The following is a 23,731-nucleotide window of genomic DNA, read 5'->3' as shown; positions in this document are numbered from 1 at the left end:
CTCGAAGCGCAGTTGACGTCATTTTCGGCGCATGAACGGGCGCTGCAGCCACCGCAACGGGGCTGTCAATCGCCAGCTGGACGACGCCAGCAGCGCCGTGCGTTCGGCAATGAGATTGTCCCGATCATGCACCAATGCGTTTCGTTCGAGGTCGAGCTCGTGGTAGGCGCCGCTGATTGCATCGCGCTCGCCGCGCAAATGTTCGGCTTCGGCGGCCGCCGCGGCGCCCGCGACAGTGCATGCGTCATCGAATCTTGCCCGCATCAGGTCCAGCTCGGAGCGCAATTTCTGGCTGTCGCCGTCGTCCGCCATGGCGCATAGAATGTCGTAGGCGGTGCGGATCAGCGGTGTCACATCCGGATGGCTCTGCAAGTCCCCGGCCGTTGCCCGTTCGCGATGCAGGTCCGCTGTCAGGAAAAGTTCTATCTCGGTTTCCGCCGCGTCGGAGCGTGTCGGCCAGGCAATGCCGGTCTTCTCTGCCGCGCGCTCGACATGATGTCGCCAGTCGATCAGGAAACGTTCGTGGCGAATGAAACAACGCGGCATGTGTCGCGAATGAAATTCCGCCTCGAGCACGTGCCTGAGCCAGAGCAAAAGCGATTTCGCCAGCGGCAATCCATCCCGCCGTTGCAGCGAGTAGGCGACCTCGAGGGGATTGCGCAGCGGAAGCAGTGCTACCGGGTCGACCGCCATCTCGGCAAGGATCGACGACAGGAATGGAACGAACCGGCAGATCCGGGGATCCTTGATGAAAAACAGCGGTTCGTCGCCGAACTCGCTTGCAAGGATCGCCTTGATCTTGTGGCGGTGCCGCTCCGCCGCCGGCGATTGCAGCCATTGCGGATCGAGTGGCCGCCAGTCATGCCACGAAGAGGCGGCCCCCGCGAGCAACTCATCGTTGGCGAAATTGAGCGGGGTGCTTTCCCAGTACCCCTTGGGATTGTTGTCGTCGGCGCGCAGTGGCTTTTTGGGATGGGCCGACCCCAATGCGGCCAGTGTGCCGGCAAGCATCGAGGTCCCGCTACGGTGCATTCCAAGCACGAGGATCGCTTTTCTGCGGGAATGGTGCTCGCGGCCCGGTATCGGCGTTACAGGCGGCGGGCTGTCGCGCAACGGCAACCGCGCTTCGAGCCAGTCGCTTATTCCCGCAGGCAGCGCCAAAGTTCCGTCCAGGATCGGGTTCGGGGTGGCTGAATCCTCGCTAAACAGTCCATGGTAATGAATATGAGCCAGCCGGGCCGGGTCTGGCGCCGTGGCCGGGTTGAAGTTGTGAAGCGGAAAATTATGGGTTGCCGGCAAAAGCCGCACGGAGTGGTTGCCGGCAACGGCCGCCAGCGAGAAGGCAGCCTGGCTCGTGCCCCAGAAGGCGGTGGCCTCTCCCTGCAGAATGCCGGTCCCGGTGTTGTAGGTCGGTTCCGCGCCGGCCCATGGCTTCATATTGGCGGAAACCAGCTTCCTGAAGATATCCTCGGTGCGCTGGAAGAGGCCGCTCGCCCTTCTGGCGGCGATGAGCCCGCCATTGTAGCTGGCACGCACAGCCAGGCCGTTGTCGCTCGTGCGCACGATGGGCAGGTGCTCGTAGTCGACACCGGCTAGGGCGCATAGCTGCCTCCAGTACGGATCGAATGGATCATCAGGGCCTGTCGTGCACATTCCCTTGCTGTCCACCGGGCGGGCGGCGGCGGAACATGTGCCCAACGAAAAATCGGGCTCGGCGATGAAGACCGCATCGCTGTCAAGCTGGATGATGACCGGCGGCCCGGGCCGTTTTTCGGCATGAGCCAGGGAATGTATCCGGTACGATGGACCATATTGCGGACAGCAGCTGTCGATCTCGATGGCCAGATACTCCACGCCCAACTGCTCGAACCGGTCTATCGTCGACGGCGAGGGACGATGGCTGCTTCTGGGCGAAACCGCCGTTATCTGGGACCGTGAATAAGAGCCGGCGAAACACCTGATGCTCTCGCAAAGCAGCAGGGCCTGTGCTTCGAGAATGCCCGCTTCGGCAACGAGCACAAACTCGACTTCGCTTTCAGCCTGGGGTCTGTTGACGGGTTCCTCGCGCGGGACAGAAGGTGGTCGAGGAGGAATTGCCGGGCGCTCACTTCTGGCGACGCCGATCTTCTGGATGATGATTTGCTCTCCTCGGTACAGCTCGCGGTACTGGCCGGCATGCACCGAGAGGAAACTGTCGATACCGAGTTTTGGACGCGCGACTTCGTCGGCAAAGAACGTCCATTCGTAGTCGTCGAAAATGACGATCACGCCGTCCCGCACCATCGGCCAGGAGAACACGGCATCCGACTGGACGTCGCCACTGTGATGGCTGCCGTCGACATAGACGAGGTCGAAACGCCGCTCGTCGGTGATCAGGCGGGCCAACGCCTGGGACGAGGGACTTTTGATCTTCTCGAACCGTTTGCCGAACGTGGCGAGATTGCTGTCGAAGCGCTGCTCGACATGTGCAAGCTGGGCGCTCCATTTGTAGCGCAGGGCATGTTCGGGACTGCCGGCGAACGTATCGATGCACGTCAGCCGGCATTTGCTGAAATAGTTGAGAAAGAAGATCGCCGACCGGCCTTCCCAGGAGCCGATTTCCAGAATGTCGAGGGCTTCGTCGCGTCGCGGCTGGAACAGTGTAGCCCAGAGGGAAAAGAAGCGCGAAGTCCAATCGGTCGAAAGGCTCTTGCCGGCAAACCACGCGGAATAGTCAGGATCCATGATTCTCACTCTTTGCGGCAGGGACGGCGCCTTCGGTTTTCAGGATCCTGCTCCTCGTCAATTGGTCCGGGACCGGTTGAGTTTGGACAACCACGCCTTGAGCTCAATCGCCAGCCATCTTGTCACCGCACCGGTTACGCCGCGCCAGTCGAGCGGCCAGCACAGACGGCAGATCAGCAGCATCTCCTTGGGACCTGCCGGCGGGTTGGCGAGCATGCGCGCGACAATACCATGGGCCAGCTGCCTTGCCGCAACCGCATCCTCCGTGCGCGCGAAGGGCCGTGACGCTGCGAGAAAGGCCTTGAGCACGCCAAGCAACTTGCCGTAGGCGACAGCGCGTCGGTCGACGGCGATGACGTGCCCGCGGATAAATCGGGTCAGGTCCTGGGCCAAAGCGTCGTCATAAAGGTCATAGGTCAGGCCGAGGCGTGCCCATGATGCCTGGCGGATCGGATGCGTGCGATTGCGGGCATTCGTTGCATTTGTCGCGGTCAGCCCGAGTGTGTTCAGTCGGTAGCGCGTCAACGGCTCGGCAAGATTTCGCGCCCGGCACAAAGGCAGCATGTCGAACCAGAGATAATGGTCCTGCGAGACCAGCTCATCGATCCTGTAGCGCCCGGCGGCCTCGAAGCAGCCGCGGCGGTAGGCAATCGTGGAATGATAGAAGGGGTTGTGGAAGAGGATCGTCCACCGGATCTCCAGATCCGTCTCCGGCATGTGCTGCGCACCGACGACGCGGTCGGTCTCGTCGATCAGCGTCACCGCGTGTCCGACGAGGCCAAGTTCGCTGTTCTCGTCCAGCGCCGCGACCAGTCGCCCGACATGCGCGGGCTCGGCGATATCGTCCGCGTCAAGGCGCAGGATGATCTCGCCCCGGGCCGCCTCGATCCCCCGGTTTGCGGCAGCGGCGGTGCCGAGATTGGTCGGATTGATGACCAGCCGGATGCGCCGATCGCGACGCGCCAGCGCCTGGAAGACCGCGTCCTCGCCGGTCCCGTCATCAACGATGATGAGCTCGAGATCGTCGAATTCCTGGGTCAGGATGCTGTTGACCGCGGCATTGAGAAAGCGCTGGTCCGTATAGACGGTCATGACGACGGATGCGCGTGGAACGCGCTCCGCATCGCCGCCTCTTCTGTCCGCCACCGTCAACTCCCCTTTGCCCATCTCCCCGATAACCAATCAGGAAACTCGTCGCAAATGGAAATCGCCGGAGCGTCCCCAAGGCCCCGAACCGCCGCTCGACCGGCGGCCGGCCCAGAGCGCCGCCGGCCACGCCGTCCGATGCGGTTCAGCGCTTCGGCCCAAATCCGGGGTAGGGGTTTAGCGGCACGATGGCGGCGATGTCCATCATACCGGCCTTGACCAGCGGCAAGGTGGCGAGATGGCCGCGCACTTCGGCGTCGTCGACCGCCTCGAACATCATGCCGCTGCCGGGGATGTCGCCACGGTTCCAGACCTGGCGCACCGCGCCTTCGGCGTAAAGGGTGCGGCGCTGTTCGGCCTCGCCGGGCAGAAGCGGCGCAAAGTCGGCGTCGCCGAACTTCGCGGTGTTGCGGGCGAGAAGGGCAAAGAATTGCATGTCGGTCTCCTTTGGTTGGATGGCCGACTATCCCCGTCGCTGGTCAGACTGTCCAAGACTGATTAGGCTAAAGTTGAGACCCTTAGGGACGCAAAGCCTGGGATAAAAATGTTCGACCTGCGCCAGCTCCGCTACTTCATCACCGTCGCCGAAACCGGCAATGTCGCCCGTGCCGCCGAAATCCTGCATATTTCGCAGTCGCCGCTCAGCCGACAGATCATGCAACTCGAGGAGCAACTTTGCCCTGTTCGAGAGGGCAAAGCAGCGGGTTCATCTCAACGCCGAGGGCCGCGCCTTCCTCACCGAAGCCCGCGCGCTGCTCGCCAATGCGCAACGCGTGGAGGAATTCGGCCGCAACCTCGCCAGCGGCGCGGTCGGCCGTCTCGCCATCGGCTATGTCGAGGGCGCGGTGCATGCCGGGCTGGTCGCCGGCATGCTCAGGCAATTCCGCCGAGAGCGGCCGCAATTGCATCTCAGCCTGATGAGCCTGCGCTCCGCCGCGCAGCTGGAAGGGCTGCGTCAGCGCACGCTCGACCTCGGCCTGGTCTATTCGCCGCCGCCGGCCGACTATCCCGAAATTGCCTCGGTGCTGGTCCGCCGCGAGCCGTTGGTGCTGGCGATACCCGAGGGTGATGCGCTCACGGCTGTCGCCGACATCAGCCCGCATCATCTCGACGGACGCACCTGGATCACCGTGGTGCGCCAGCCCGCCGACACCAACCGCGGCCAGTTCCTGGCCGCCTGCATCGAGGCCGGCTTCGTGCCCGACATCGCCTATGAGACAGCCGATCCCTTGACCTCGCTTGGCCTCGTCAGCGCGGGGCTGGGCCTGGCAACGGTGCAGGAAAGCCTGCGAAGCGCCGCGCCGCCGGGTGTAGTCTTCCGCGACCTTCCTTGGTTCAAGCGCAGCGTGGCGATCTATCTCGCCTGGCGCCGGCAGGACAAGCGTGCGGTGATTGGGGATTTGCGGAAGGCAGTAGGGCAGTAGGGCAGTAGGGCAGTAGGGCAGTAGGGCAGTAGGGCAGTAGGTGCTGTCTTTCGCTACCGCCTTACTGCCCTACTGTCTTATTCCCTTACATCTTGTCGATCACCGACTGCACGCCCTCGGTCGGGGCGTCGACGGAGGAGCCCGCCACCATAATGGCGGCGACGATGGCCTCCGGGTCGTTGACGACCAGCGGCTTGACCCGTTGCGCGGTATGGATGAAGCCCTCTGCCGTCATGTGATCAAGCAACGCCGTCATCGGATCCCAGAATCCGTTGATATTGCCGAAGACGATCGGCTTGCGGTGATGGCCGAGTTGTGCCCAGGTCATGATCTCGACGATTTCCTCGACGGTGCCGATGCCGCCGGGCAGCGCCACAAAGGCGTCGGATTTCTCGAACATCTTGTGCTTGCGCTCGTGCATGTTGTCGGTGATCAGCAACTCATCGAGCCGGTCGAGCGCGGTTTCGGTTGCTTCCCTGTTGATCAGGAAGCGGGGAATGATGCCCGTCACCTTGCCGCCAGCTTTGAGCGCGCCTTCGGCGACGGCGCCCATAATGCCTTTGGTGCCGCCGCCATAGACCAGCCGCAGGCCCGCTCTGGCAATCGAGCGTCCGAGCAGGTGCCCGGCCTTCGCATAGATTTCATTACGGCCCGGAGACGAGCCGCAATAGACGCAGACGGATCGAATCGTGTTCATACGGATGATTGGTGATTGGGTCTGAAAGCGTGGTCAAGCCCCGGGGTGGGCTTTTTCTTGTCGGCTTTGGCAAAACACGCTAGACCGGCGTTAGGTGGCTAAGGGGTAGGGAAATATGGCAATTAATCCATTGAAGGCGTTCCTGTTCGCGGCGGGTGGGACCGTTGCGGCCGCGGGGACCGCCTATATATCGGGCGCACTCGACCCGTATCTTCATCCAACGCCGCCGGCGAAGGTCGCGGCCTTGACGCCGCCCGAGGCGCCGAAACCGGCCGACCCCGGCACGGAAGGGCGACTGCCGGCGCCAGCGGTACCGGCTGCTCCCGCCGCTGCGCCGCAGGCGACTGCTCCAGCCGCGCCCGCGACAGAGGCTCCGGCAGCGCCTGCACCGGCCGCACCCGCGGCGGCCGGCCCGATCGCGCCGACTTTCGATGTCGTGCGCGTAGAGGGCAATGGTTCGATCGTCATTGCCGGAAATGCCACGCCCAATTCAAAGGTCGAGATCCTGAACGGCTCGACCGTGCTTGGCTCGACTGTGGCTGGCCCCGATGGCGCTTTCGTCATCGTGCTCGACGATCCGCTGAAGCCTGGCGACTACACAATTGCCCTGCGTTCGGCGGTCGGCACGGTGGTGACCGTCTCGGTGCAGACCGCCGTAGTTTCGGTTCCCAAGAATGCCGCCGGCCAGGTACTGGCCATGGTCGAGGAGCCGGGCAAGCCGGCCGAACTGCTGACGGTGCCCGCGCCCGAGACCAAACCGGCGGCACCTGCCACCGGCGATCAGGCCGCCGCTCCGGCTGCTCCGGCGGCTGAAGTGCCCGCAGCTCCGGCGCCCGCCGCACCGGCCCCGGCCGTCGTCGAGGCTGCTCCGGCTCCCGCCGCGCCGGCAACACCGCCCGCCGCAGTCGTGGCCGAGCCAAAAATCGTCGTCGAGGCGGTCGAGATCGACGGCAACAAGATCTTCGTCGCCGGCCTCGCCGATCCGGGTCGCAAGGTGCGCGCCTATGCCAATGACATCCTGCTCGGTGACGCGCAGACATCGCCGGACGGTCATTTCCTCGTCGAAGCGAAGCGCGACATTCCCGTCGGCAGCTACACCATCCGTGTCGACGGTCTCGATGCCGACGGCGTGAAGGTTGTGGCCCGCGCCGCCGTGCCGTTCGAGCGCGAGCCGGGCGAAGCGGTCGCCGCCGTGGCGCCCGGCGGGACCAAGCCGGCAGAAACCAAGCCGGCCGCACCGGCGGCCGCCGAAGCGCCTGTCGCTCCGGCACCTGCCCCTGCCGCACCGGCGCCGGCCGTTGCCGCCGCACCCGCCGGGACGGCACCGGCGACGCCGGCCGCACCCGCCACCGAGGCTCCTGCCGTCGTCGCCGCGGCCACGCCGCCAGGCGACGTGCCGGAGGTCGTGGCGCCCAAGCTCGAACATGCCGACGGCGCCGTCATCATCCGTCGCAATGACACGCTGTGGCGGATTTCGCGACGCGTCTACGGTCATGGCGTGCGCTATTCCACCATCTACCTCGCCAACCAGGACCAGATCAGGGATCCCGACCGCATCTGGCCCGGCCAGGTGTTCAAGGTCCCGCAAAAGTCCAAGGAAGGCGAAGCCGCCGACCTCAAGGCAATGGGCGAACAGGCGACGACGGCGCCGGCCAAGACGAAGTAGAAGCCGACATCGATCAACTGGCGTCGCCTGCCTGGTTGGAGTGAAGCGCGAAACCGTTTGCACCGGGATCGCCGAGTTCAGGGCGGAGATTCATGCTCGGGATGAGATAGTCTCCGCCATTTTGCCGACGGTATGGGATGGGCGGCGTCGTCGCCAATGTCCGCATCCTGTCACGTAGTTGTGCAGCCACGGGCTCGAAGCCGGTCTCGTCGAGACGATCGACCTTGTAGACCACGAACGGCGGAAGCACGTCGTATCCGGGGTAGTAGAGGATCCCGTGATTGATCGGGAACAGCAGGTCGTCGATAGGCCCGTTGATCCCGCGCGGCGTATAGTGCTCTTCCCAGCCCCCAGCGGTGACGATCAGCATCGCGCGTTTCCCAACCAGGGTCCCCTCGCCATAGCGATCGCCCCAGCGCCGATCGCTATGCTCTCCAACGCCATAGGCGAACCCGTAGGCGAACACACGGTCGACCCAGCCCTTGAGGATCGCCGGCATAGCGAACCACCAGAGCGGGAATTGCAGGATCAAGGTGTCGGCCCACAGCAGCTTCTCGATCTCGGCCTTGACATCTGCGGTCAGCGTGTTGGCCTCGAACCCTTTCTTGGAAGCCGCGACCGGGATGAGCCGCGCATCGGGTTCCAGTGATGGGAAGTCGGCGCGATCGACCTCGGACTTCCAGCCATCGGCGTAGAGGTCCGATACGCGCACCTCATGCCCTTGAGCCTCGAGTTCCCTTATGGCGACGTCGCGAAGAGCGCCGCTCAGCGAGCGTGATTCAGGATGGGCGAAGACAAGCAGGACTTTCATGGGGCAGATCCAATATTGAGGAAGCTGACGGGAAGGTAGCCAATGGCTGGTCAATCCACTATGTGCAGGTAATGCATAATATTATGCCGAATAATGGATAAGTCAGACATTACATTCGAGCGCATGCGCACCTTCATTCGCGTGGCCGAGCGGGGCAGCCTGTCGGCGGTCGCGCGGGAGTTTGGTGTCGGGCAGTCGACGATCACGCGGCACCTGCGCGAGCTCGAGGAGGCGGTCGGCGTGCCCTTGCTCAGCCGGACGACCCGGCGTGTCACGATGACCGCCGAAGGCAGCCGCTATTATGCCAACAGCGTCCAGATCCTGCGTCTCGTCGAACAGGCCAGCGACGAGGCCCGGGGCACGCGCGCCGCGCCCGCCGGCACGATCCGGATAAGCTGCACGGCGGCTTTCGGTGTCTTGCACGTCAGCCGGCTGATCTTCGCTTTCCAGGACCGTCATCCCGACATTGGGGTCGACCTCAGCCTCACGGATGAGCGGGTGGACCTCGTCCGCGAGGGCGTGGATATCGCGCTTCGGCTGGGGCCGCTCACGGACAGCTCGTTGAAGCTGCGGGCCCTCGGCCAGTCGCGGCGCCTCCTCGTGGCCTCTCCGGATTATCTTGCGGCGCGGGGACGACCAGCCGTCCCCTCCGATCTGTCTCGGCATGAGGGCATCCGCATGTCGAACGTGGCGGGCAGCGAAACGCTTGCTTTGCAGGGGCCCAGCGGCGAACGCCATACGGTGCCTTTCGCGGGGCGGCTGCGTATCGATCATGGGCTTGCCGCGCGGCAGGCCATGGTCGCCGCCCGCGGGATCGCGCCGGCGCATCGATGGCTGGTGGACGATCTTCTGGCGGCGGGCTTGCTCGAGACGATCCTGGAGGATTATGCGCTGCCGTCCGTTCCGCTGAACATGTTGATCGTCCCAGAGCGTGCGGGCGTCGCAAGGGTCCGTCTGCTGGTCGAGTTTCTGGCGGAACAGATTGCCGCTATTCCAGGGATCGAGTGATCGCTCCCTGAGCACGAGCCGCCGTCCGATCTGCCCGGAAGAGTAGCTTGCGGCGGTGCCGTCCATCGTCTATCGCCGATGAACGATGACAGAATCCACCCTCGAACCAGACCGCGCGACCGGCGCTCTACCCAACTGTATCCCCGACAGTCGTGATGTCGCGGCGCGATTTGCCGCGTTGTCGCATCCCGCCCGCATCGAGATACTGAAGCACCTCTCGGCCAGCAAATCCTGTTGTTGCCGCGAGGTCGTCGACCGTTTCGATCTGGCGCAGTCGACCGTCTCGCAGCATCTGAAAATACTGGTCGAGGCCGGTCTGGTCCGCTTCGAGCCCGACCGCCAGCGCTCCCGCTATGCCGTTGATCGCGCAGCCCTTGCCGATGTATCGGCATCGCTGAACGCCCTCGTCAATTCCTGCTGCTCCGGCCGCTGACCCTCTCACCCAAAAGGCAAGAAAAGTGGCCGAAAAAACCGTCTCCGCCGACACCTCAACCCTCACCACATTGCGCAACCTCTGGCCCTATATGTGGCCAGCCGACCGTGCCGATCTCAGAGCGCGAGTCACCTGGGCGACACTGCTGCTGGTCGTTGCCAAGCTGACGCTGGTTACCGGTCCCTATTTCTTTAAATGGGCAACCGATGCATTGGCGGGTGGCTCAAAAACGCCGCCGCCGCTGCCGTCTTTCCTGCTTGCTCCTGTCATGCTGGTCATCGCCTACAATGTGCTCAGGCTCGTCCAGCTCGGTTTCAATCAGCTGCGCGATGCGCTGTTCGCCCGCGTCGGCCAGCATGCGGTGCGCCAGCTTGCGTTCCGCACCTTCGTTCACATGCACCAGCTGTCGCTGCGCTTTCATCTGGAGCGCCGCACCGGCGGCCTTTCGCGCATCATCGAGCGCGGCACCAAGGGCATCGAGACGATCGTGCGCTTCATCATGCTCAACACCGCGCCGACCATTCTCGAATTCGCGCTGACCGCCGGCATATTCGGTTTCACCTATGGCTGGAAATATGTGGCCGTGGTGGCGATCACCGTCTGGCTCTACGTCTGGTTCACGGTCAAGGCGAGCGACTGGCGCATCTCGATCCGCCGCGACATGAACGACAGCGACACCGACGCCAACACCAAGGCGATCGACTCGCTGCTCAATTTCGAGACGGTCAAATACTTCACCAATGAGCGCATGGAGGCCGAGCGCTTCGACCGCTCGATGGCCCGCTACGAGGTCGCCGCCACCAAGACCTGGACCTCGCTCGGCTGGCTGAATTTTGGCCAAGGCGTCATCTTCGGCCTCGGCACGGTCGTCGTCATGTGCATGTCGGCGCTGGAGGTGCAGGCCCACACCCAGACCGTCGGCGATTTCGTCTTCATCAACGCCATGCTGGTGCAGCTTTCCGTGCCGCTCAACTTCATCGGCTTCATTTACCGTGAAATCCGCCAGGGCCTCACCGACATCGAACACATGTTCGACCTGCTCGACGTGCCGCAGGAGATCGTCGACAAGCCCGACGCCAGGCCGCTTACCGTCGGCGCTGGCAAGGTCGAGTTCCGCGACGTGCATTTCTCCTATGATCCGAACCGCAAGATCCTGAAGGGTGTTTCCTTCGAGGTGCCGGCCGGTAAGACGGTCGCCATTGTCGGGCCGTCGGGCGCCGGCAAGTCGACCATTTCGCGGCTGCTGTTCCGCTTCTACGACGTGCAGGCCGGCCAGGTGCTGATCGACGGCCAGGACATCCGGGATGTCACCCAGGACAGTTTGCGCGCGGCTCTCGGCATGGTGCCGCAGGACACTGTGCTGTTCAACGACACCATCGCCTACAACATCCGCTACGGTCGCGTCGGCGCGAGCGAGGAGGAAGTCCGCAAGGCCGCCGAACTCGCCCAGATCGGGCCGTTCATCGAAAAGTTGCCCGACGGCTACAAATCGATGGTGGGCGAGCGCGGGCTGAAGCTCTCGGGCGGCGAGAAGCAGCGCGTGGCGATTGCCCGCACCATCCTGAAGGCGCCGCCGATCCTGATGCTCGACGAAGCCACCTCGGCGCTGGACAGTCACACCGAGCAGGAGATCCAGGCCGCGCTCGATCTGGTCAGCAAGGGGCGCACCACCATCGTGATTGCCCACCGTCTGTCGACGGTGATTTCCGCCGATGAGATCATTGTGCTGAAGGACGGTCAGATCGCCGAACGCGGCACCCATGTCGAACTGATGCGCAAGCACGGCCTCTATGCCTCAATGTGGGATCGCCAGCGCGAGGCGACCGAAGCCGAGGAGCGCCTGCGCCTAGCCCGCGAGGGCGACGAGCTTGGCGTCATCGTTCGCCGGCGGACGTCGGAGGTAAATTGATTTTTCTGCTTGACCTCAACTTAAGTTGAGATTGTACGCCGTTCCTGGAGCCCGAAAACACCATTATCCAGGAACGGAACAATCGAAATGAACGACATAAATCAGACTGTTGACGGCGGCAGCGTGTTCAGGGTGGACAAGTTCGTCGTCCCGGCCGCCGCCCGCGAGGAGATCCTCGTCAAGGTCAGGACGACTCATGAATTGCTGCGCCAGCAGCAGGGCTTCGTACAGGATTTCCTGCTCGAGCAATTTTCAGGGCCGGGCGAATTCAACCTGGTGACGATCGTCGAATGGGAGAGCCAGGCTGCCGTCGACAAGGTCGTGCCGATCGTCAAGGCCGCGCATGAGCGCGTCGCCTTCAACCCGCAGGAAACGATCGCGCGCCTGGGCGTCCGCGCCGACATCGCCAACTATCAGCGGATTCCCGAGGCTTGATGCACGTCGCCCAAAGGCGGGTAGCGGTTTTGGGATGACGACATGGACAAAAGCGCGCCGACGCGGCGCGCTTTAACGGGGCCAGCCGACGCCAGGTGCAGGCGTTTCGACGCCGAGCACCTGGCCGGTTCTGATATCGCTGACCATGTGCTCGAAGCCGCGCCACTCGGCGGCGACGATGAACAGCGTTTGCCTGTCCGCGCCGCCCAGCATGCAGGCAAAGCAGCCGCGATCGGCGGTGACAGTCTGCAGCACCTCGCCGCCTTCGCGCACGCGCACGCAGTGCTTGTTGGGAACATCCGCATACCATATCGCGCCTTCGGCATCGAGGCAGATGCCGTCGGGGTAGCCATCGAGTTTGGCCCAGACGCGTCGGTTGGACAGGCTGCCGTCGGCGGCGATATCGAAGGCGGTCAGCTGGTTGGCGTGGGATTCGGCAAGGATCAGCGCCCTGTTGTCCGGGGTCACCGCCATGCCATTGGCAAAGGCAATGTTGTCGGCCACTTGCCGTACCGCGCCGTCCGGTGTGATCAGCACGATGGTGCCCGGGCCGAAATACGCACCGGCAGCCGGCGCCGGCCCACCGCCATTGACATAGATGTTGCCCCGCCCGTCGACGACGATCTCGTTCCACGGGCTCTTCGACAGGCCGCGCAGATCGGCATGGGTGACGAGCCTGCCATCGGCTTCCTGCCGCAACAGCAGGCCTTCACGGCCTGAGACGGCAAGCAGACGTCCATCCGGCAGCCAGTCGATGCAGTAGGGCAGGACGGCCGGCACTTTGAGCATGATTTCACGGTTGCCATCGGCATCGACCGCGATGATCTCGCCGGTGCCCCAGTTGCAGAGCCAAAGGCGTCCGTCATGCCAGCGCGGCGATTCCCCGAAGGCGAGGCCTTCCGTGACGAGACGAGCTTTGGTGCCGGATGATGTCTGCATGATCGGGAGCCTCCGTTGCGCGCATCATCGCGGCGCGATGAGGTGCCTTCTCACCAAGGACGGGTGAGAAAGCGGTTTGCCGACAGTGGGCTACCGTTCTTCGCTCAGAAAAAACGCTCCATCGACATGGCCATTGGCGCCGCATGATGGCGGCTCCGATCGGTCATCTTTGCCGGCGCCGCTTTGCTCGACGACAAGCGCATCGCCGCTGCGGCGGAAGGTGAAGATAAAACCCGTCGGCTTGTCATTGTCATCGGTGTCGACCAGCCGCAAAGTCTTGCCGGCTTTGACCGTGCCGTCGATGTCGCACTCTCCGCCGCCGGTGACCGGATTGGCGACCTCTTCCGACACGTCGAGCTTGCCCGCGCCCGCCGCCTTGATCTCGACCGAGCCGCGTGCGCTGCTCCATGTGCCAATAAAACCAGTATCCGCGGGTTTCTGGATGCCGGCGAGGAAGGTTGCGCGGTCGCGCAGGAATTCGCCGAGGTCGAAAGTCTGCTGGTCCTTGGGCGTGTTCTCGTTGAAGCCGGCGATCTGGTCGCGGTAGGCGATGAAATCGCTCTGGTCGTCGCGCAAGGCCTTGCCGGCACGAGGGTCGAGCGTCTTCAGCAAGGCAGCGTAATTCTTCGCCACGTCGGCGTCGGCCTGCGCCAAAGCAGGGTCGGTACAGATGACCTTTTCCGCCACGCTCGTAGCCTTGGCGCAGTCGAAGGAAGGCTTGATCTGCGCCGATGCCGGGCCGCAAACGGCCGGCACCACCGCTAACACCAGCGCAAGAACGCGGATCGAGGATTCCCGGCTTTTCATCAGGTTTTTCCCGCCTGGGCCGGAATTTTGACCGCAATGGCATGGCTGCGCAAGCCGGCCGCGACTTCGCGAAATGCGGCGTGTCGGGCTCTCCGACGCCCGCTGGGTTTTGCCAGTTCACCCGCATCGCGGATTGTCGCGTTGCGGCGAAGGGGGCTTTCAGTTATTGAGGCCGGACCTGAAACAGGGACTGCTCCCACTCCATGAGCCTTGTCGACACGGTCAAGAACGCGTTCGTACCGATCCATCGCGAAGGCTATCCCTTCATCGCGGCCTTTGGCGCGGCGACGCTTTTCCTTGGCTATTTCTCCTCGGTCCTGTTCTGGATCGGCCTGATCCTGACGGCCTGGTGCGTCTATTTCTTCCGCGACCCCGAACGCGTCACGCCGGTCGATGACCGCCTGGTGGTGAGCCCGGCCGATGGCATCATCTCGGCGGTCGGCCCGGCCGTGCCGCCGCGCGAGCTCGGCCTCGGCAATGTCGAGATGACGCGTATCTCGGTGTTCATGAACGTCTTTTCCTGCCATGTGAATCGCTCGCCGGTACGCGGCCGCATCGCCAAGATCGAACATCGGCCCGGAAAATTCCTCAACGCCGAACTCGACAAGGCCAGCACCGAAAACGAACGCAACGGGCTGGTCATCGAGAGCCCCAACGGCACGGTGGCGGCCGTCCAGATCGCCGGCCTGGTGGCGCGGCGTATCGTCTGCTGGGCCGAGGCCGGCTCTTCGATCGGCACCGGCGAACGTTTCGGCCTGATCCGCTTCGGCTCGCGCGTCGACGTCTTCCTGCCTTTGGCCGCGACCCCGCGCGTTGCCGTTGGCCAGACGGCGGTCGGCGGTGAAACCGTGCTCGCCGAATTCGGCGTCGTCGCCGGCACTCCTCTGGTCAGGATTTCCTGAGCCTTGGGCGCCCCCTTCAAGAAGTTCGAGGCCCATGCCAGCGGTGGTCCGCGCATCCGCGAGATCCCGATGCGCATGGTGCTGCCCAACCTCGTCACCGTGCTTGCCATCTGCGCCGGCCTGTCCGGCATCCGCTTTGCTTTCGAGGACCGCTTCGAGACGGCGGTGGTGATGGTGCTGCTGGCCGCCTTTCTCGATGGCATCGATGGCCGCCTGGCGCGCATGCTGAAGGCGACCTCCAAATTCGGCGCGCAGATGGATTCGCTGGCCGACATCGTCAATTTCGGTGTCGCGCCGGCCCTGGTGCTTTATGCCTTCCTGCTCGACCGCGCCGGCTCGCCGGGCTGGATCGCCGCCCTTCTGTTCGCCATCGCCTGCGGGCTCAGGCTTGCCCGCTTCAACGTGCTCGACGACGAGAAAGCCGAGCGCCCGCTGTGGCAGTCGGAATATTTCGTCGGCGTGCCGGCGCCTGCGGGCGCCGTGCTGGTCATGCTTCCGATGTACCTGTTTTTCCTGCGGCTCGGGCTGGAGCCAAGCCGCCCGGCCGCCTTCGTCGCCACCGGCTTCACCATCCTGGTCGCCTTCCTTCTGGTCAGCCGGCTGCCGGTCTATTCCGGCAAGAGCATCAAGATCCCGGGCGATAGGGTCCTGCCGGTCATCCTGGCCGTGGTGCTCTACATCCTCTTGCTGATGACCTATCCCTGGTACACGTTGACGGCATCTGTCGCGGGCTATCTGATCTTCCTGCCGTTTTCCGTGCGTGCCTACTCCAAGCGCGCCAAGCTCGAAGGCGAGAAGGTGCCGCCTTCGGATATAGGCTAGAAGGTTCGCCGAAGTCCTTGATTCGACTCAGGCCGCCACGCCCAGCCCCAGCCTGTCGATCGCCAGCTTCCTGGTCGAGACATAATCGGTCTTGCCGGAACCCAGCACCGGGATTTCCTCCACCTTGACGATGTCGTTGGGCACCATCAGTTCGGCCGCCCCAGCCTTCTTGCCGAACTGGCGCAGCTCTTCGGGATTGGCATCGTCGGCGGTGGTGACCAGCACGATGCGCTCGCCGCGCCTTTTGTCCGGTACGGCCACCGCCGCATGGCGTTCTTCCGGCCACAGCGACTGCACCAGCATCTCGACCGCGCCCAGCGACACCATCTCGCCGGCGATCTTGGCGAAGCGCTTGGCGCGGCCGCGTATGGTGATGAAGCCTTCGCGGTCGACGGCGACGATGTCGCCGGTGTCGTGCCAGCCGCTCAGCGGCTGCAGCTCACCGGGACGATGCGCGGTCATGTAGCCCATCATCAGATTGGGTCCGTCGAGCCACAACTGGCCGGCGTCCGAAATGCCCTCGACCGGCTCCAGCTTCATGCGCATTGCCGGCAACAGCCGGCCGACCGTACCGTCGCGCCCATGGATCGCGGTGTTGACGGCAACCACCGGTGCGGCCTCGGTCAGCCCGAAGCCTTCGATGATCTCGGCCTGGAAGCGCTCGCGATAGACACGGCGGGTTTCCGGCTTCACCGCCTCGGCGCCGGCGACGACGAAGCGCAGGCTGGAGAAGTCGCCGTCCTTGGCGGTGCGCGCATAGTTGGCGAGGAAGGTGTCGGTGCCGAACATGATCGTCGGTTTCACCTTGCGCGCAATCTCGGGGATGATCTTGTAGTGGAGCGGCGAGGGGTAGAGGAACAGCTTTACCCCGGCGACCAGCGGCAGGATGGTGCCGCCCGTCAGGCCGAAGGAATGGAACACCGGCAGTACGTTGAGCAGGATATCGGCCGGCGAGATGGTGATGCGCGCCTCAGCCTGCATGGCGTTGGCGAGAAGGTTCTTTTGCGACAGGACAACCGCCTTCGGCGTTCCCTCAGAGCCCGAGGTGAACAGGATCACGCCCGGCTTGGCCGCATCCTGTCGCTGCAGCGGGAAACGCCACAGCAAGGCGGCGGCCAGCTTGTCCAGCGCGGTGACGCTGGTCCGGACATCTTCCAGCCACAGCAGCCTGGCGCCGCCCTTTTCGACAGCGGCGACGATATCGGCAAGATCGGCCTTTTCGACGAAGGCGCGCGAGGAGATGACGGTGCGGATGACGGCGGTGCGCACGGCGGCCGTGACGCTCGCAGGCCCGGCCGTGTAGTTGATCATCGCCGCCACCCGGCCCGCCGAGAGAAGGCCGACCAACGACAGCACCACGCCATTGGCGTTGGGCAGCATTATCCCCACCGCTTCGCCCGGCGCGGTCACGGCCTCGAAGCGCCGGCCCAGCACGCGCGCGCCTATGAACATCTTGCGGTAGCTCAGCGCGCCGGAGATGACATCTTCGACTATGGGGTGCGAGGCGCCAACCCTGGCTGCGGCATCGCGCATGGCCAGGAACAGGCCACGGTCGAGATCGTTGCCGAAAAGCCGTGCCTCGGCGACGCGGTCGAACAGCGCATTGGTGTTCGAGGCCTGATCCGGATTGCGCGCCAGCAGTTCGGCGATGGTCATTGGCTCCAGCACGCTCATCGAGAGCTGCGGAAACCAGTGCCGCGGCGCCCTGGCTGCCGGCGTCAGCGACACTGTCAGGCTGCGCGCGCCGGCGACAAAGATCGGCACGATGCGGGCGTCGGCCTGCATGGCAATGCGGGTGACGGCGCGAAACAGCCGAAACGTCTTGACGTCAGGCTCGACCGCATCCGGCAGATAGACGGCGAGCCGGCCCTTGCCCTTCAGCACGCGCACCAGCCGGCGGCTGACGAAAAGATGTTCGGCATTGAAGGCAATGGTGCGGCCAAGCTCACGCCAGGGTTCGAGCCAGGGCGAACGCGCCGAGACCTCGTCGAGGATGTGCAGCGTGTCGTCCGGCAGCAGTGACAGCATCAGCGCCGGTTCGAAGCGCGACTGATGCGAGATGACGTAGATGACGGGAGCCTGCGCCTTGCGCGCGATCCTGATGCGCTTGTCGCTGATCCGGTAGGCGAGCTTGAACGGCACATAGAGCATCGCCTGGCTGAAACGCAGGCCGAGGCGGAATTTTTCCACCACGCCAATCAGCAGCCAGGCCAGGACAAGACCAGCAAGCAGGGCCAGTGTCAGGATCATGCCGCGTCTCTCCCAACGATTTTTGTCATCGCGGCTCTGTGGCCGCTTCAGAAGCAGAGGGTAGCGGAAGTGCGCTCGAGGTCAATGCGGACTGATGCGGTGCTTCGATCGCCACTTGAAAGGCTGCGACAGATGTCGTAAATAAAATGACACATGACGGATAAGTGAGCATGGCCAGTTTCCCAACGGGATTTGCCGAAGCACCACACATGGAGCCGGAGTTCGAACGGCTGGTCGACCTGTTCGGCGGGCAGAAGGTTCTTGGATCCTCGGTATCCAGCCCGCTTGAGGCCCATGAAATGATCTTGCATGGAATACCAAGCCAAGCCTTGGAAAGCCTTGTCAGGCAGCTGACCGTTATTGGCGCTGATGCCTTCGAGGCTGCATTCGGCATGAGTGAGCGGACATTTCAGCGTCACAAATCGGATCACTCCAGGACGCTCAATCGGGAGCAAGGCTCACGGACCTGGAATTTTGCCAGAGTCCTCACCAAGGCCACGTCCGTTCTGGGAAGCCAGGAAGCGGCTGAAAAATGGATGATTGAGCCCGCCATGGGCTTGGACAACCGACGACCGATTGATCTCTTGGCCACGGCGGCGGGCACCATCCTTGTCCAGGAATTCCTCGAGCGGCTCGACTATGGTGTCTACGCGTGACGCCTTTGCCGGGCTCTCTTGGGACGGGAGAAGTCCTCGGCTGGAGACTTGATCACAAACGCTTCCAGGCAAGTTGGGACAGCGGTGAGGGGGCCTTTAAACTTGGTGGACGATGGAACAGCAAAGGGGTCAGGGCCGTATATGCGTCCATTGACCCCTCGACCGCCATTCTCGAGGTGGCCGTCCACAAGGGGTTTCGGACGCTGGATACGGTTCCGCATGTGCTGACGGCCTTCGACATCACCGATCCGTCGAAGATTCATGTGGTGGAAATTGACGACATTCCCAATGCAAATTGGCTGCGCCCCGGCATTCCCAGCGCGGGACAGCAGCAATTTGGTGACGGCCTGCTGGCAAAACATCCCTTGGTTCTAATTCCCAGCGCGGTATCCCAGCACAGCTGGAACCTGGTGTTCGACCCCGGCCAAGCGGCCAGTCGCTACAGGCTACACCTCCAGGAGGATTTCGCCCTTGATACAAGGCTTCATCCTCCTGCCAGGTAGCCGTCTTTACGCCGCCTTCAACCGCCCGCTGATGAAGCGGAATTCCTGCGTCTTGCCGCCATAGCCATAGGCCGCCGCAGGCACCTCATGGACGAAGGCATAGCTTTCCTCGTGCACACCGCCCAGCAGGCGGCCGAAGGCCTCGAAGAGGGCATTGAGATAGGCTTCCAGCTCGAGCTTGGTGTTGGTGCCGTCAACCACCTTGATATCCAGCCAGAACGTGTTGGTGCCATGCTCGGCCAGGGACTTGCCGCCGGCGAACCAGTGCTGCGGGTCGATATAGGATACGGCGACGGCGGTGATCGTCGGATCCTTGCGCAATTGCGTGGCGGTGATCTCGGTGATTTCCCTGGCAATCTCGGCGGACAAAGCGGCGTTCGGCTTGCCGGTGACGCTGATGTTGATGATGGGCATTTTTCGTCTCCTGGGTTGAGCGGCGTCTCATCGCCGTTGGACAGACCATGTCATCATCTTTGAATCAAAAAAATCGAATTGTTTTCAACTGAAGATTCGATAACATCGAACTATGGAAACGCTCGATCCGGATCTGCTCAAAACCTTCCTCGCTTTCGTCGACAGTGGTTCGCTGGCGCGGGCAGCGTCGAGCGTCGGCCGTTCGCCGTCAGCGGTGACCGCGCAGATGCAGCGGCTGGAGGAGATCGTCGGCGAGCCGCTCCTGGCGCCGCAGGGCAGGGGGCGTGGGCTGACGCCAGCCGGCGAGGACCTCGTCGGTCATGCCAGGCGCATACTTGCCGTCCATCGCGAGGCGTGGCTGGCTTTGAAGGGGGCGCGGGCCGCCGGGCGTGTCGCGATCGGCACGACGCAGGATTTCGCCGACAGCGGTCTGCCGGACCTGCTGCGCGCCTTCGCCACCAGCCATCCGCGCGTCAGGATCGAATTGCGGGTCGGCCGCTCGGCCGAACTGGCGCAGGCGCTGCAGGCCGGCGGCCTCGATCTGGCGATCGTCATGCGCCAGACCGCGGCGGCGGACGAGGTCGGCGTTCTGCGCGAACCGATGATCTGGCTGTGTTCCCAGAAAGGGCTGGCCTCCCGGCAGGAAGAACTCCCGCTGGCGCTGCTCGATCCTTATTGCGGTTTTCGAGAAGCGGCACTGGCGGCGCTCGATGCCGCCGGCCGCCGCTACCGCATCGCCGCCGGCAGTGCCAGCCTCGCGGGCTTGCGCACCGCGGTGAATGCCGGCGTCGCGCTGACCTTGCGAACGCCGCGCTTTGCTCATTCCGGCATTGTCGAAGCGCCGCGTGAGCTTGGCTTGCCAAATGTGCCTGTCGCTGAATTCGCCATCCGGCTGCGCGCCGGCGCCGATGCTTCCGCGGGCGATCTGGCGGCGCTGCTTGGCGGCAATCTGGCCCTGTCAGGGGCACCTGGCTGATCTGGCAGGGCGAGAAGCCTCGTTTCCAGCTTACAGGCGAAAGAGAAGCTGACGGTCGGGCCTATTTGGCAAAGAAAAAGCCGACCTTGCGGTCGGCTTGGGAGTAGGACGGGCCGAGGGGTTTGGGGGGACTAGGGGGGTGGCCCGTCGTACCAATAATGTCTGAGTCCGATGATGGTTCCGTGACTGTGTCACTTTTTTAAGAAATATTTGACGCCGCCTGCTGCGAGCGGGCCGCCAGCCAGTCGCGGCCGGCATGGGCGAACACGGCGCACAGCACGATGGCGCCGCCGACCATGCTGGCGACAGGCGGTATCTCGGCCAGGAACAGGAAGGCAAACAGGATCGCGAACGGCACCTCCGCCGAGCCAAGCAGGCCGGATTCGGGCGCCGGGATAAGCCGTGCGCCCTCCGTCCACAGGATGGAAGCCAGCGCGAAGGACGCGCCGAAAGTGGCCAGCAGGACGGCGTCCTTTGGTGTAACCGCCAGGGGATCGGTGACGAACCAGCCGAGAATGAACAGCAGGAAGGCCGAAACCGCGCCGGCCCACACCACCGGCGTGTCACGGAAGGCGCGTACCATGATCATGTAGAGCGCGCAGCCCGCGGTCATCAGCAGCGCCAGCCCGTCGCCGAACAGATTGCCTGTGCCGAAGCCCGACCAGACCATGATGCCTACACCGCACAGCGACACGGCGGCCGCGAGCATCGTCTGCAGGCGGAAAGGCTCGCGCACCAGCACCCAGGCCAGCACGGCGGCGATGAAGGGTGACGTCGCATAGATGACCGCGACATTGGCCACGTAGGTGAATTTGAACGCCGAGATGAAGGCGATGCTGGCCAGTGCGCCCTCAATCGCCAGCAGCCAGCCGCGCCAGCCAAGCCGCAGCGTGCCGCGATTGCCCGATCCGCGGCGGCGCCAAAGCACATAAAGGCTGATCAGGATCGAGCCGACGAAGCCGCGCCAGCAGGTGATCGTCAGCGGATCGGCATGGATCGACTTGGTCAAGACACCGGTCAGGCCGAACACGGCAGCCGATGACGACACCAGGATGATGCCAAGCGTGCGCTCGGTGGTTTCGGTCGTGGCGGCTGCGATGTCAGTCATGCCGGGCAGCCTACTCCGTCAGGTGCTGACATCGTAGTGTCAGCAAAGAGCCTCATCCCCATCACAGCCGCTTGCGGAAATGCTCGCTGCCGACGATCAGCAGCCCCGCGGCGATGATCAGGGCGGCGCCGAGAAACACTTCGCGGCGCGGCACGTCGCCCCAGATCGCAAAGCCGAGCGCGAACGCCCACAGCAGCGAACTGTATTCGAGAGGGGCGAGGATCGATGCTGGCGAGCGCTTCATGCCTTCGAAGAGGAGATATTGCGCCAGGCCGCCAAGCGCGCCGACGCTGGCGAGAAGCAGCAGCTGGGTCGGATCAGGCGTATGCCACCACAACAGCGCCGGCACCGCAGAAAACACGAGGAAATAGAAATTGTTGAGGACGAGCTGGATCATCGAGCGCTCGGCTAGTGCCGTCTTGCGCAGGAGCACGATGGCGATGGCCCACAAAAGCGCAGCCGCAAGCACCAACAGCACCGGCACGGACAGGCCGAGATGGGTCGGGTCGCAAGCGACGAAAACGCCGGCAAAACCGATCAGGACCGCCAACCAGCGCAACATTGGCACCTTTTCGCCGAGCAGGAACACCGAAAGCACGGTGACGATGATCGGCGCCGCGTAATAGACGGTGGTCAGTTCGGCAAGCTGCAGGCTGCGGGCGGCGTTGTAGTAGCAGAGCCAGGCGGCAAGCGTGAAAGCGCTGCGCACCAGCATGGGCCGCACGATCGGCGAGCGCACCGTGTCGACGAACAGTTTTCGTCCACCGATCGCCGCGCAGGCGCTCAGAATGGTGATGCTGCGGAAGAACATGATCTGCCAGACCGTCATGCCGGCAACCAGCAGCTTGATCGAGCGTCTTGCGTCGAAAACAAGAGATAGGCGGCGCCGGTCAGCAGGATGCCGGCGAGAACCCTTTCGCGTGTTTCGAGGATGGCGACATCGGCCATAGGCGCGGACCAAAGGTGCGGGAAGCAACAGGAATAGCTTGAGGCTCTGGGAAATCAGGCCTCGACTCCCAGCTATACGGGCGAAAGCTGAGACCGCGCTACGCCAGCCCTGGGCTTGCGTTGGGGCAGGGATTGCGAGCTTGCTTCCAGGACGTGATCGGCACTTATATCTGACAAAGCCATGCAACTCGCTGGCCGCAAAAGCGAAAGAGGCAACGAATGGACGCCACCGAACTGAAGGCCATGCAGGCGCCGCTGAAGCAGGCCTATCGCGACGACGCCTCGCAAGCGTTGATCACGCTTCGAGCCAAGGGCTCCATCGACGACCAGGCGGTGGCCTGCAAGGTCGAGACGGGCAGGGCGATCGCCGTCGCCGGCCTGCATCCGGCAACCGGCGGCTCGGGACTCGAGCTCTGTTCCGGCGACATGCTGCTGGAAGCCCTGGTGGCCTGCGCCGGGGTGACGCTGAAGGCCGTGGCGACGGCGCTCGAGTTCAAGCTCGGCGCTGCCACGGTAGAAGCCGAAGGCGATCTCGATTTTCGCGGCACGCTCGGTGTCGCCAAGGACGCGCCGGTCGGCTTTCGCGCCATCCGGCTCAATTTCAGCCTCGATACGGATGAGCCGCAGGAGCGCATCGACTCCCTGCTGAAGCTGACCGAGCGCTATTGCGTGGTGTTCCAGACCATCAACCACAAGCCGGAGTTGACGGTGAGCGCCCGGCGCTGAAATCACAAGGCCCGCAGCCAGCGGGCCGCGAGCCTCACTATATCAAATCCTTACTGCGCGGCCGGCTCTTCGGCATCGCCCTCGTCAGTGAAAGGCGAGGCGCTCGGCACGCACTGCACCGACCAGCCAGTCGGTGTCGGCTGCTTCTGATATTCGGTGATGGCGGCGGTGCACTGTTCGCGCTTGTCGAAGGTACTGGGCAGCACCACCATGCCGCCCTGTGGGCCGGCGATTACCAGATACCAGACCAATGCTGCGGTCGTAGCCATGGGAGTTTCCTTGTTCTGCCCAGCTTGGGCTCTCGCTGTTGTGGGAGTCGCTACGATCCTAACAACTCCGGGGAAATGACGAAAGCATGACCGCCGCGCAGCTTTTCCCCCTCAGATCACAGCCGCGTGATGATGTGCCGATCTCTGAGAACGGGCTT

The 23,731-nt window shown here is 63.8% G+C and carries 23 protein-coding genes and 2 pseudogenes; 13 read left to right on the top strand and 12 right to left on the bottom strand.

Annotated elements, in window-relative coordinates:
* Window positions 1-18: 18 nt before the first annotated feature.
* From JG746_RS24595 to JG746_RS24585, 3 genes are all read right to left on the bottom strand, one after another.
* Entirely contained in the window at window positions 19-2,724 is a 2,706-nt protein-coding gene (locus JG746_RS24595; protein WP_202355082.1) for a class I SAM-dependent methyltransferase, read from the bottom strand.
* A gap of 57 nt (window positions 2,725-2,781) precedes the next feature.
* Entirely contained in the window at window positions 2,782-3,870 is a 1,089-nt protein-coding gene (locus tag JG746_RS24590; RefSeq protein ID WP_202355081.1) for a glycosyltransferase, read from the bottom strand.
* 145 nt (window positions 3,871-4,015) lie between these two features.
* On the bottom strand, window positions 4,016-4,306 hold the full coding sequence (locus JG746_RS24585; RefSeq protein ID WP_202355080.1) for a muconolactone Delta-isomerase family protein: 291 nt from the start codon (window positions 4,304-4,306) through the stop codon (window positions 4,016-4,018).
* A gap of 108 nt (window positions 4,307-4,414) precedes the next feature.
* Here JG746_RS24585 and JG746_RS37845 point away from each other — a divergent pair.
* Window positions 4,415-4,489 (top strand): annotated as a pseudogene (locus JG746_RS37845) (LysR family transcriptional regulator); the annotation flags it as partial.
* Window positions 4,467-5,294, top strand: coding sequence for a LysR family substrate-binding domain-containing protein (locus JG746_RS24580; protein ID WP_446721074.1), 828 nt, complete (start codon window positions 4,467-4,469; stop codon window positions 5,292-5,294). The pseudogene JG746_RS37845 and the gene JG746_RS24580, both read left to right, overlap by 23 nt.
* An 85-nt stretch (window positions 5,295-5,379) precedes the next feature.
* Here the strand turns inward: JG746_RS24580 and JG746_RS24575 are convergent, their stop codons facing one another.
* Window positions 5,380-5,991 (bottom strand): LOG family protein, encoded by a 612-nt coding sequence (locus tag JG746_RS24575; RefSeq protein ID WP_202355079.1) that lies wholly within the window; start codon window positions 5,989-5,991, stop codon window positions 5,380-5,382.
* Window positions 5,992-6,106: 115 nt separating this feature from the next.
* Here JG746_RS24575 and JG746_RS24570 point away from each other — a divergent pair, with 115 nt between their 5' ends.
* A complete protein-coding gene (locus tag JG746_RS24570; protein WP_202355078.1) occupies window positions 6,107-7,657 on the top strand; it encodes a LysM peptidoglycan-binding domain-containing protein in 1,551 nt (516 codons plus the stop codon).
* A gap of 13 nt (window positions 7,658-7,670) precedes the next feature.
* Here JG746_RS24570 and JG746_RS24565 read toward each other — a convergent pair whose 3' ends face one another.
* Complete coding sequence (locus JG746_RS24565; protein WP_202355077.1) at window positions 7,671-8,468, bottom strand: NAD(P)H-dependent oxidoreductase; 798 nt, start codon at window positions 8,466-8,468, stop codon at window positions 7,671-7,673.
* Window positions 8,469-8,561: 93 nt separating this feature from the next.
* On the opposite strand from JG746_RS24565, the gene JG746_RS24560 reads away from it, so the two are divergent.
* The 4 genes from JG746_RS24560 (at window position 8,562) to JG746_RS24545 (ending at window position 12,253) form a co-directional block, all read left to right on the top strand.
* A complete protein-coding gene (locus JG746_RS24560; RefSeq protein ID WP_202355076.1) occupies window positions 8,562-9,476 on the top strand; it encodes a LysR family transcriptional regulator in 915 nt (304 codons plus the stop codon).
* Window positions 9,477-9,561: 85 nt separating this feature from the next.
* Window positions 9,562-9,909: an ArsR/SmtB family transcription factor gene (locus JG746_RS24555; protein ID WP_202355075.1), complete on the top strand. Its 348-nt coding sequence runs from the start codon at window positions 9,562-9,564 to the stop codon at window positions 9,907-9,909.
* Between the two features lie 25 nt (window positions 9,910-9,934).
* On the top strand, window positions 9,935-11,818 hold the full coding sequence (locus JG746_RS24550; protein ID WP_202355074.1) for an ABCB family ABC transporter ATP-binding protein/permease: 1,884 nt from the start codon (window positions 9,935-9,937) through the stop codon (window positions 11,816-11,818).
* Between the two features lie 87 nt (window positions 11,819-11,905).
* Entirely contained in the window at window positions 11,906-12,253 is a 348-nt protein-coding gene (locus JG746_RS24545; RefSeq protein WP_202355073.1) for an antibiotic biosynthesis monooxygenase, read from the top strand.
* Window positions 12,254-12,325: 72 nt separating this feature from the next.
* On the opposite strand, the gene JG746_RS24540 is transcribed toward JG746_RS24545, so the two are convergent.
* Both JG746_RS24540 and JG746_RS24535 read right to left on the bottom strand, forming a co-directional pair.
* A complete protein-coding gene (locus JG746_RS24540) occupies window positions 12,326-13,192 on the bottom strand; it encodes an SMP-30/gluconolactonase/LRE family protein (RefSeq protein ID WP_202355072.1) in 867 nt (288 codons plus the stop codon).
* Window positions 13,193-13,282: 90 nt separating this feature from the next.
* Complete coding sequence (locus tag JG746_RS24535) at window positions 13,283-13,999, bottom strand: lysozyme inhibitor LprI family protein (RefSeq protein WP_202355071.1); 717 nt, start codon at window positions 13,997-13,999, stop codon at window positions 13,283-13,285.
* Window positions 14,000-14,202: 203 nt separating this feature from the next.
* Here JG746_RS24535 and JG746_RS24530 point away from each other — a divergent pair, with 203 nt between their 5' ends.
* A complete protein-coding gene (locus JG746_RS24530) occupies window positions 14,203-14,901 on the top strand; it encodes a phosphatidylserine decarboxylase (protein ID WP_202355070.1) in 699 nt (232 codons plus the stop codon).
* A gap of 3 nt (window positions 14,902-14,904) precedes the next feature.
* On the top strand, window positions 14,905-15,723 hold the full coding sequence (locus JG746_RS24525) for a CDP-alcohol phosphatidyltransferase family protein (protein ID WP_202355069.1): 819 nt from the start codon (window positions 14,905-14,907) through the stop codon (window positions 15,721-15,723).
* A 27-nt stretch (window positions 15,724-15,750) separates the two neighbouring features.
* Here the strand turns inward: JG746_RS24525 and JG746_RS24520 are convergent, their stop codons facing one another.
* Window positions 15,751-17,973 carry an AMP-binding protein gene (locus JG746_RS24520; protein ID WP_202355068.1) on the bottom strand — a complete coding sequence of 741 codons (2,223 nt, stop codon included), beginning with the start codon at window positions 17,971-17,973 and terminating at the stop codon, window positions 15,751-15,753.
* 170 nt (window positions 17,974-18,143) lie between these two features.
* Between JG746_RS24520 and parS the strand changes: the two genes are divergently transcribed.
* Both parS and JG746_RS24510 read left to right on the top strand, forming a co-directional pair.
* On the top strand, window positions 18,144-18,629 hold the full coding sequence (gene parS, locus JG746_RS24515; RefSeq protein ID WP_202355067.1) for a type II RES/Xre toxin-antitoxin system antitoxin: 486 nt from the start codon (window positions 18,144-18,146) through the stop codon (window positions 18,627-18,629).
* Window positions 18,626-19,132, top strand: a complete 507-nt coding sequence (locus JG746_RS24510; protein ID WP_202355066.1) for an RES family NAD+ phosphorylase — start codon at window positions 18,626-18,628, stop codon at window positions 19,130-19,132. The genes parS and JG746_RS24510 overlap by 4 nt, the downstream gene beginning before the upstream one ends.
* A gap of 6 nt (window positions 19,133-19,138) precedes the next feature.
* Here the strand turns inward: JG746_RS24510 and JG746_RS24505 are convergent, their stop codons facing one another.
* The gene (locus JG746_RS24505; protein WP_202355065.1) at window positions 19,139-19,546 is read right to left on the bottom strand and encodes a tautomerase family protein; all 408 of its coding nucleotides are present in this window, start codon (window positions 19,544-19,546) and stop codon (window positions 19,139-19,141) included.
* Window positions 19,547-19,658: 112 nt separating this feature from the next.
* Between JG746_RS24505 and JG746_RS24500 the strand changes: the two genes are divergently transcribed.
* Window positions 19,659-20,522, top strand: coding sequence for a LysR substrate-binding domain-containing protein (locus JG746_RS24500; RefSeq protein ID WP_202355064.1), 864 nt, complete (start codon window positions 19,659-19,661; stop codon window positions 20,520-20,522).
* Window positions 20,523-20,721: 199 nt separating this feature from the next.
* Here JG746_RS24500 and JG746_RS24495 read toward each other — a convergent pair whose 3' ends face one another.
* Window positions 20,722-21,630, bottom strand: coding sequence for a DMT family transporter (locus tag JG746_RS24495; protein WP_202355063.1), 909 nt, complete (start codon window positions 21,628-21,630; stop codon window positions 20,722-20,724).
* Window positions 21,631-21,691: 61 nt separating this feature from the next.
* Window positions 21,692-22,578 (bottom strand): annotated as a pseudogene (locus JG746_RS24490) (DMT family transporter).
* Window positions 22,579-22,797: 219 nt separating this feature from the next.
* On the opposite strand from JG746_RS24490, the gene JG746_RS24485 reads away from it, so the two are divergent.
* Window positions 22,798-23,304, top strand: coding sequence for an OsmC family protein (locus JG746_RS24485; protein ID WP_202355062.1), 507 nt, complete (start codon window positions 22,798-22,800; stop codon window positions 23,302-23,304).
* Window positions 23,305-23,354: 50 nt separating this feature from the next.
* On the opposite strand, the gene JG746_RS24480 is transcribed toward JG746_RS24485, so the two are convergent.
* Window positions 23,355-23,573 (bottom strand): hypothetical protein, encoded by a 219-nt coding sequence (locus tag JG746_RS24480; protein ID WP_027045347.1) that lies wholly within the window; start codon window positions 23,571-23,573, stop codon window positions 23,355-23,357.
* Window positions 23,574-23,731 lie beyond the last annotated feature (158 nt).

The sequence above is a fragment of the Mesorhizobium sp. 113-3-3 genome, from assembly GCF_016756495.1.
In the GTDB taxonomy this organism is placed as follows: Bacteria; Pseudomonadota; Alphaproteobacteria; order Rhizobiales; family Rhizobiaceae; genus Mesorhizobium.
Note: the sequence above shows the minus strand (reverse complement) of the source record. Positions and strands in the feature narration are given on the sequence as shown.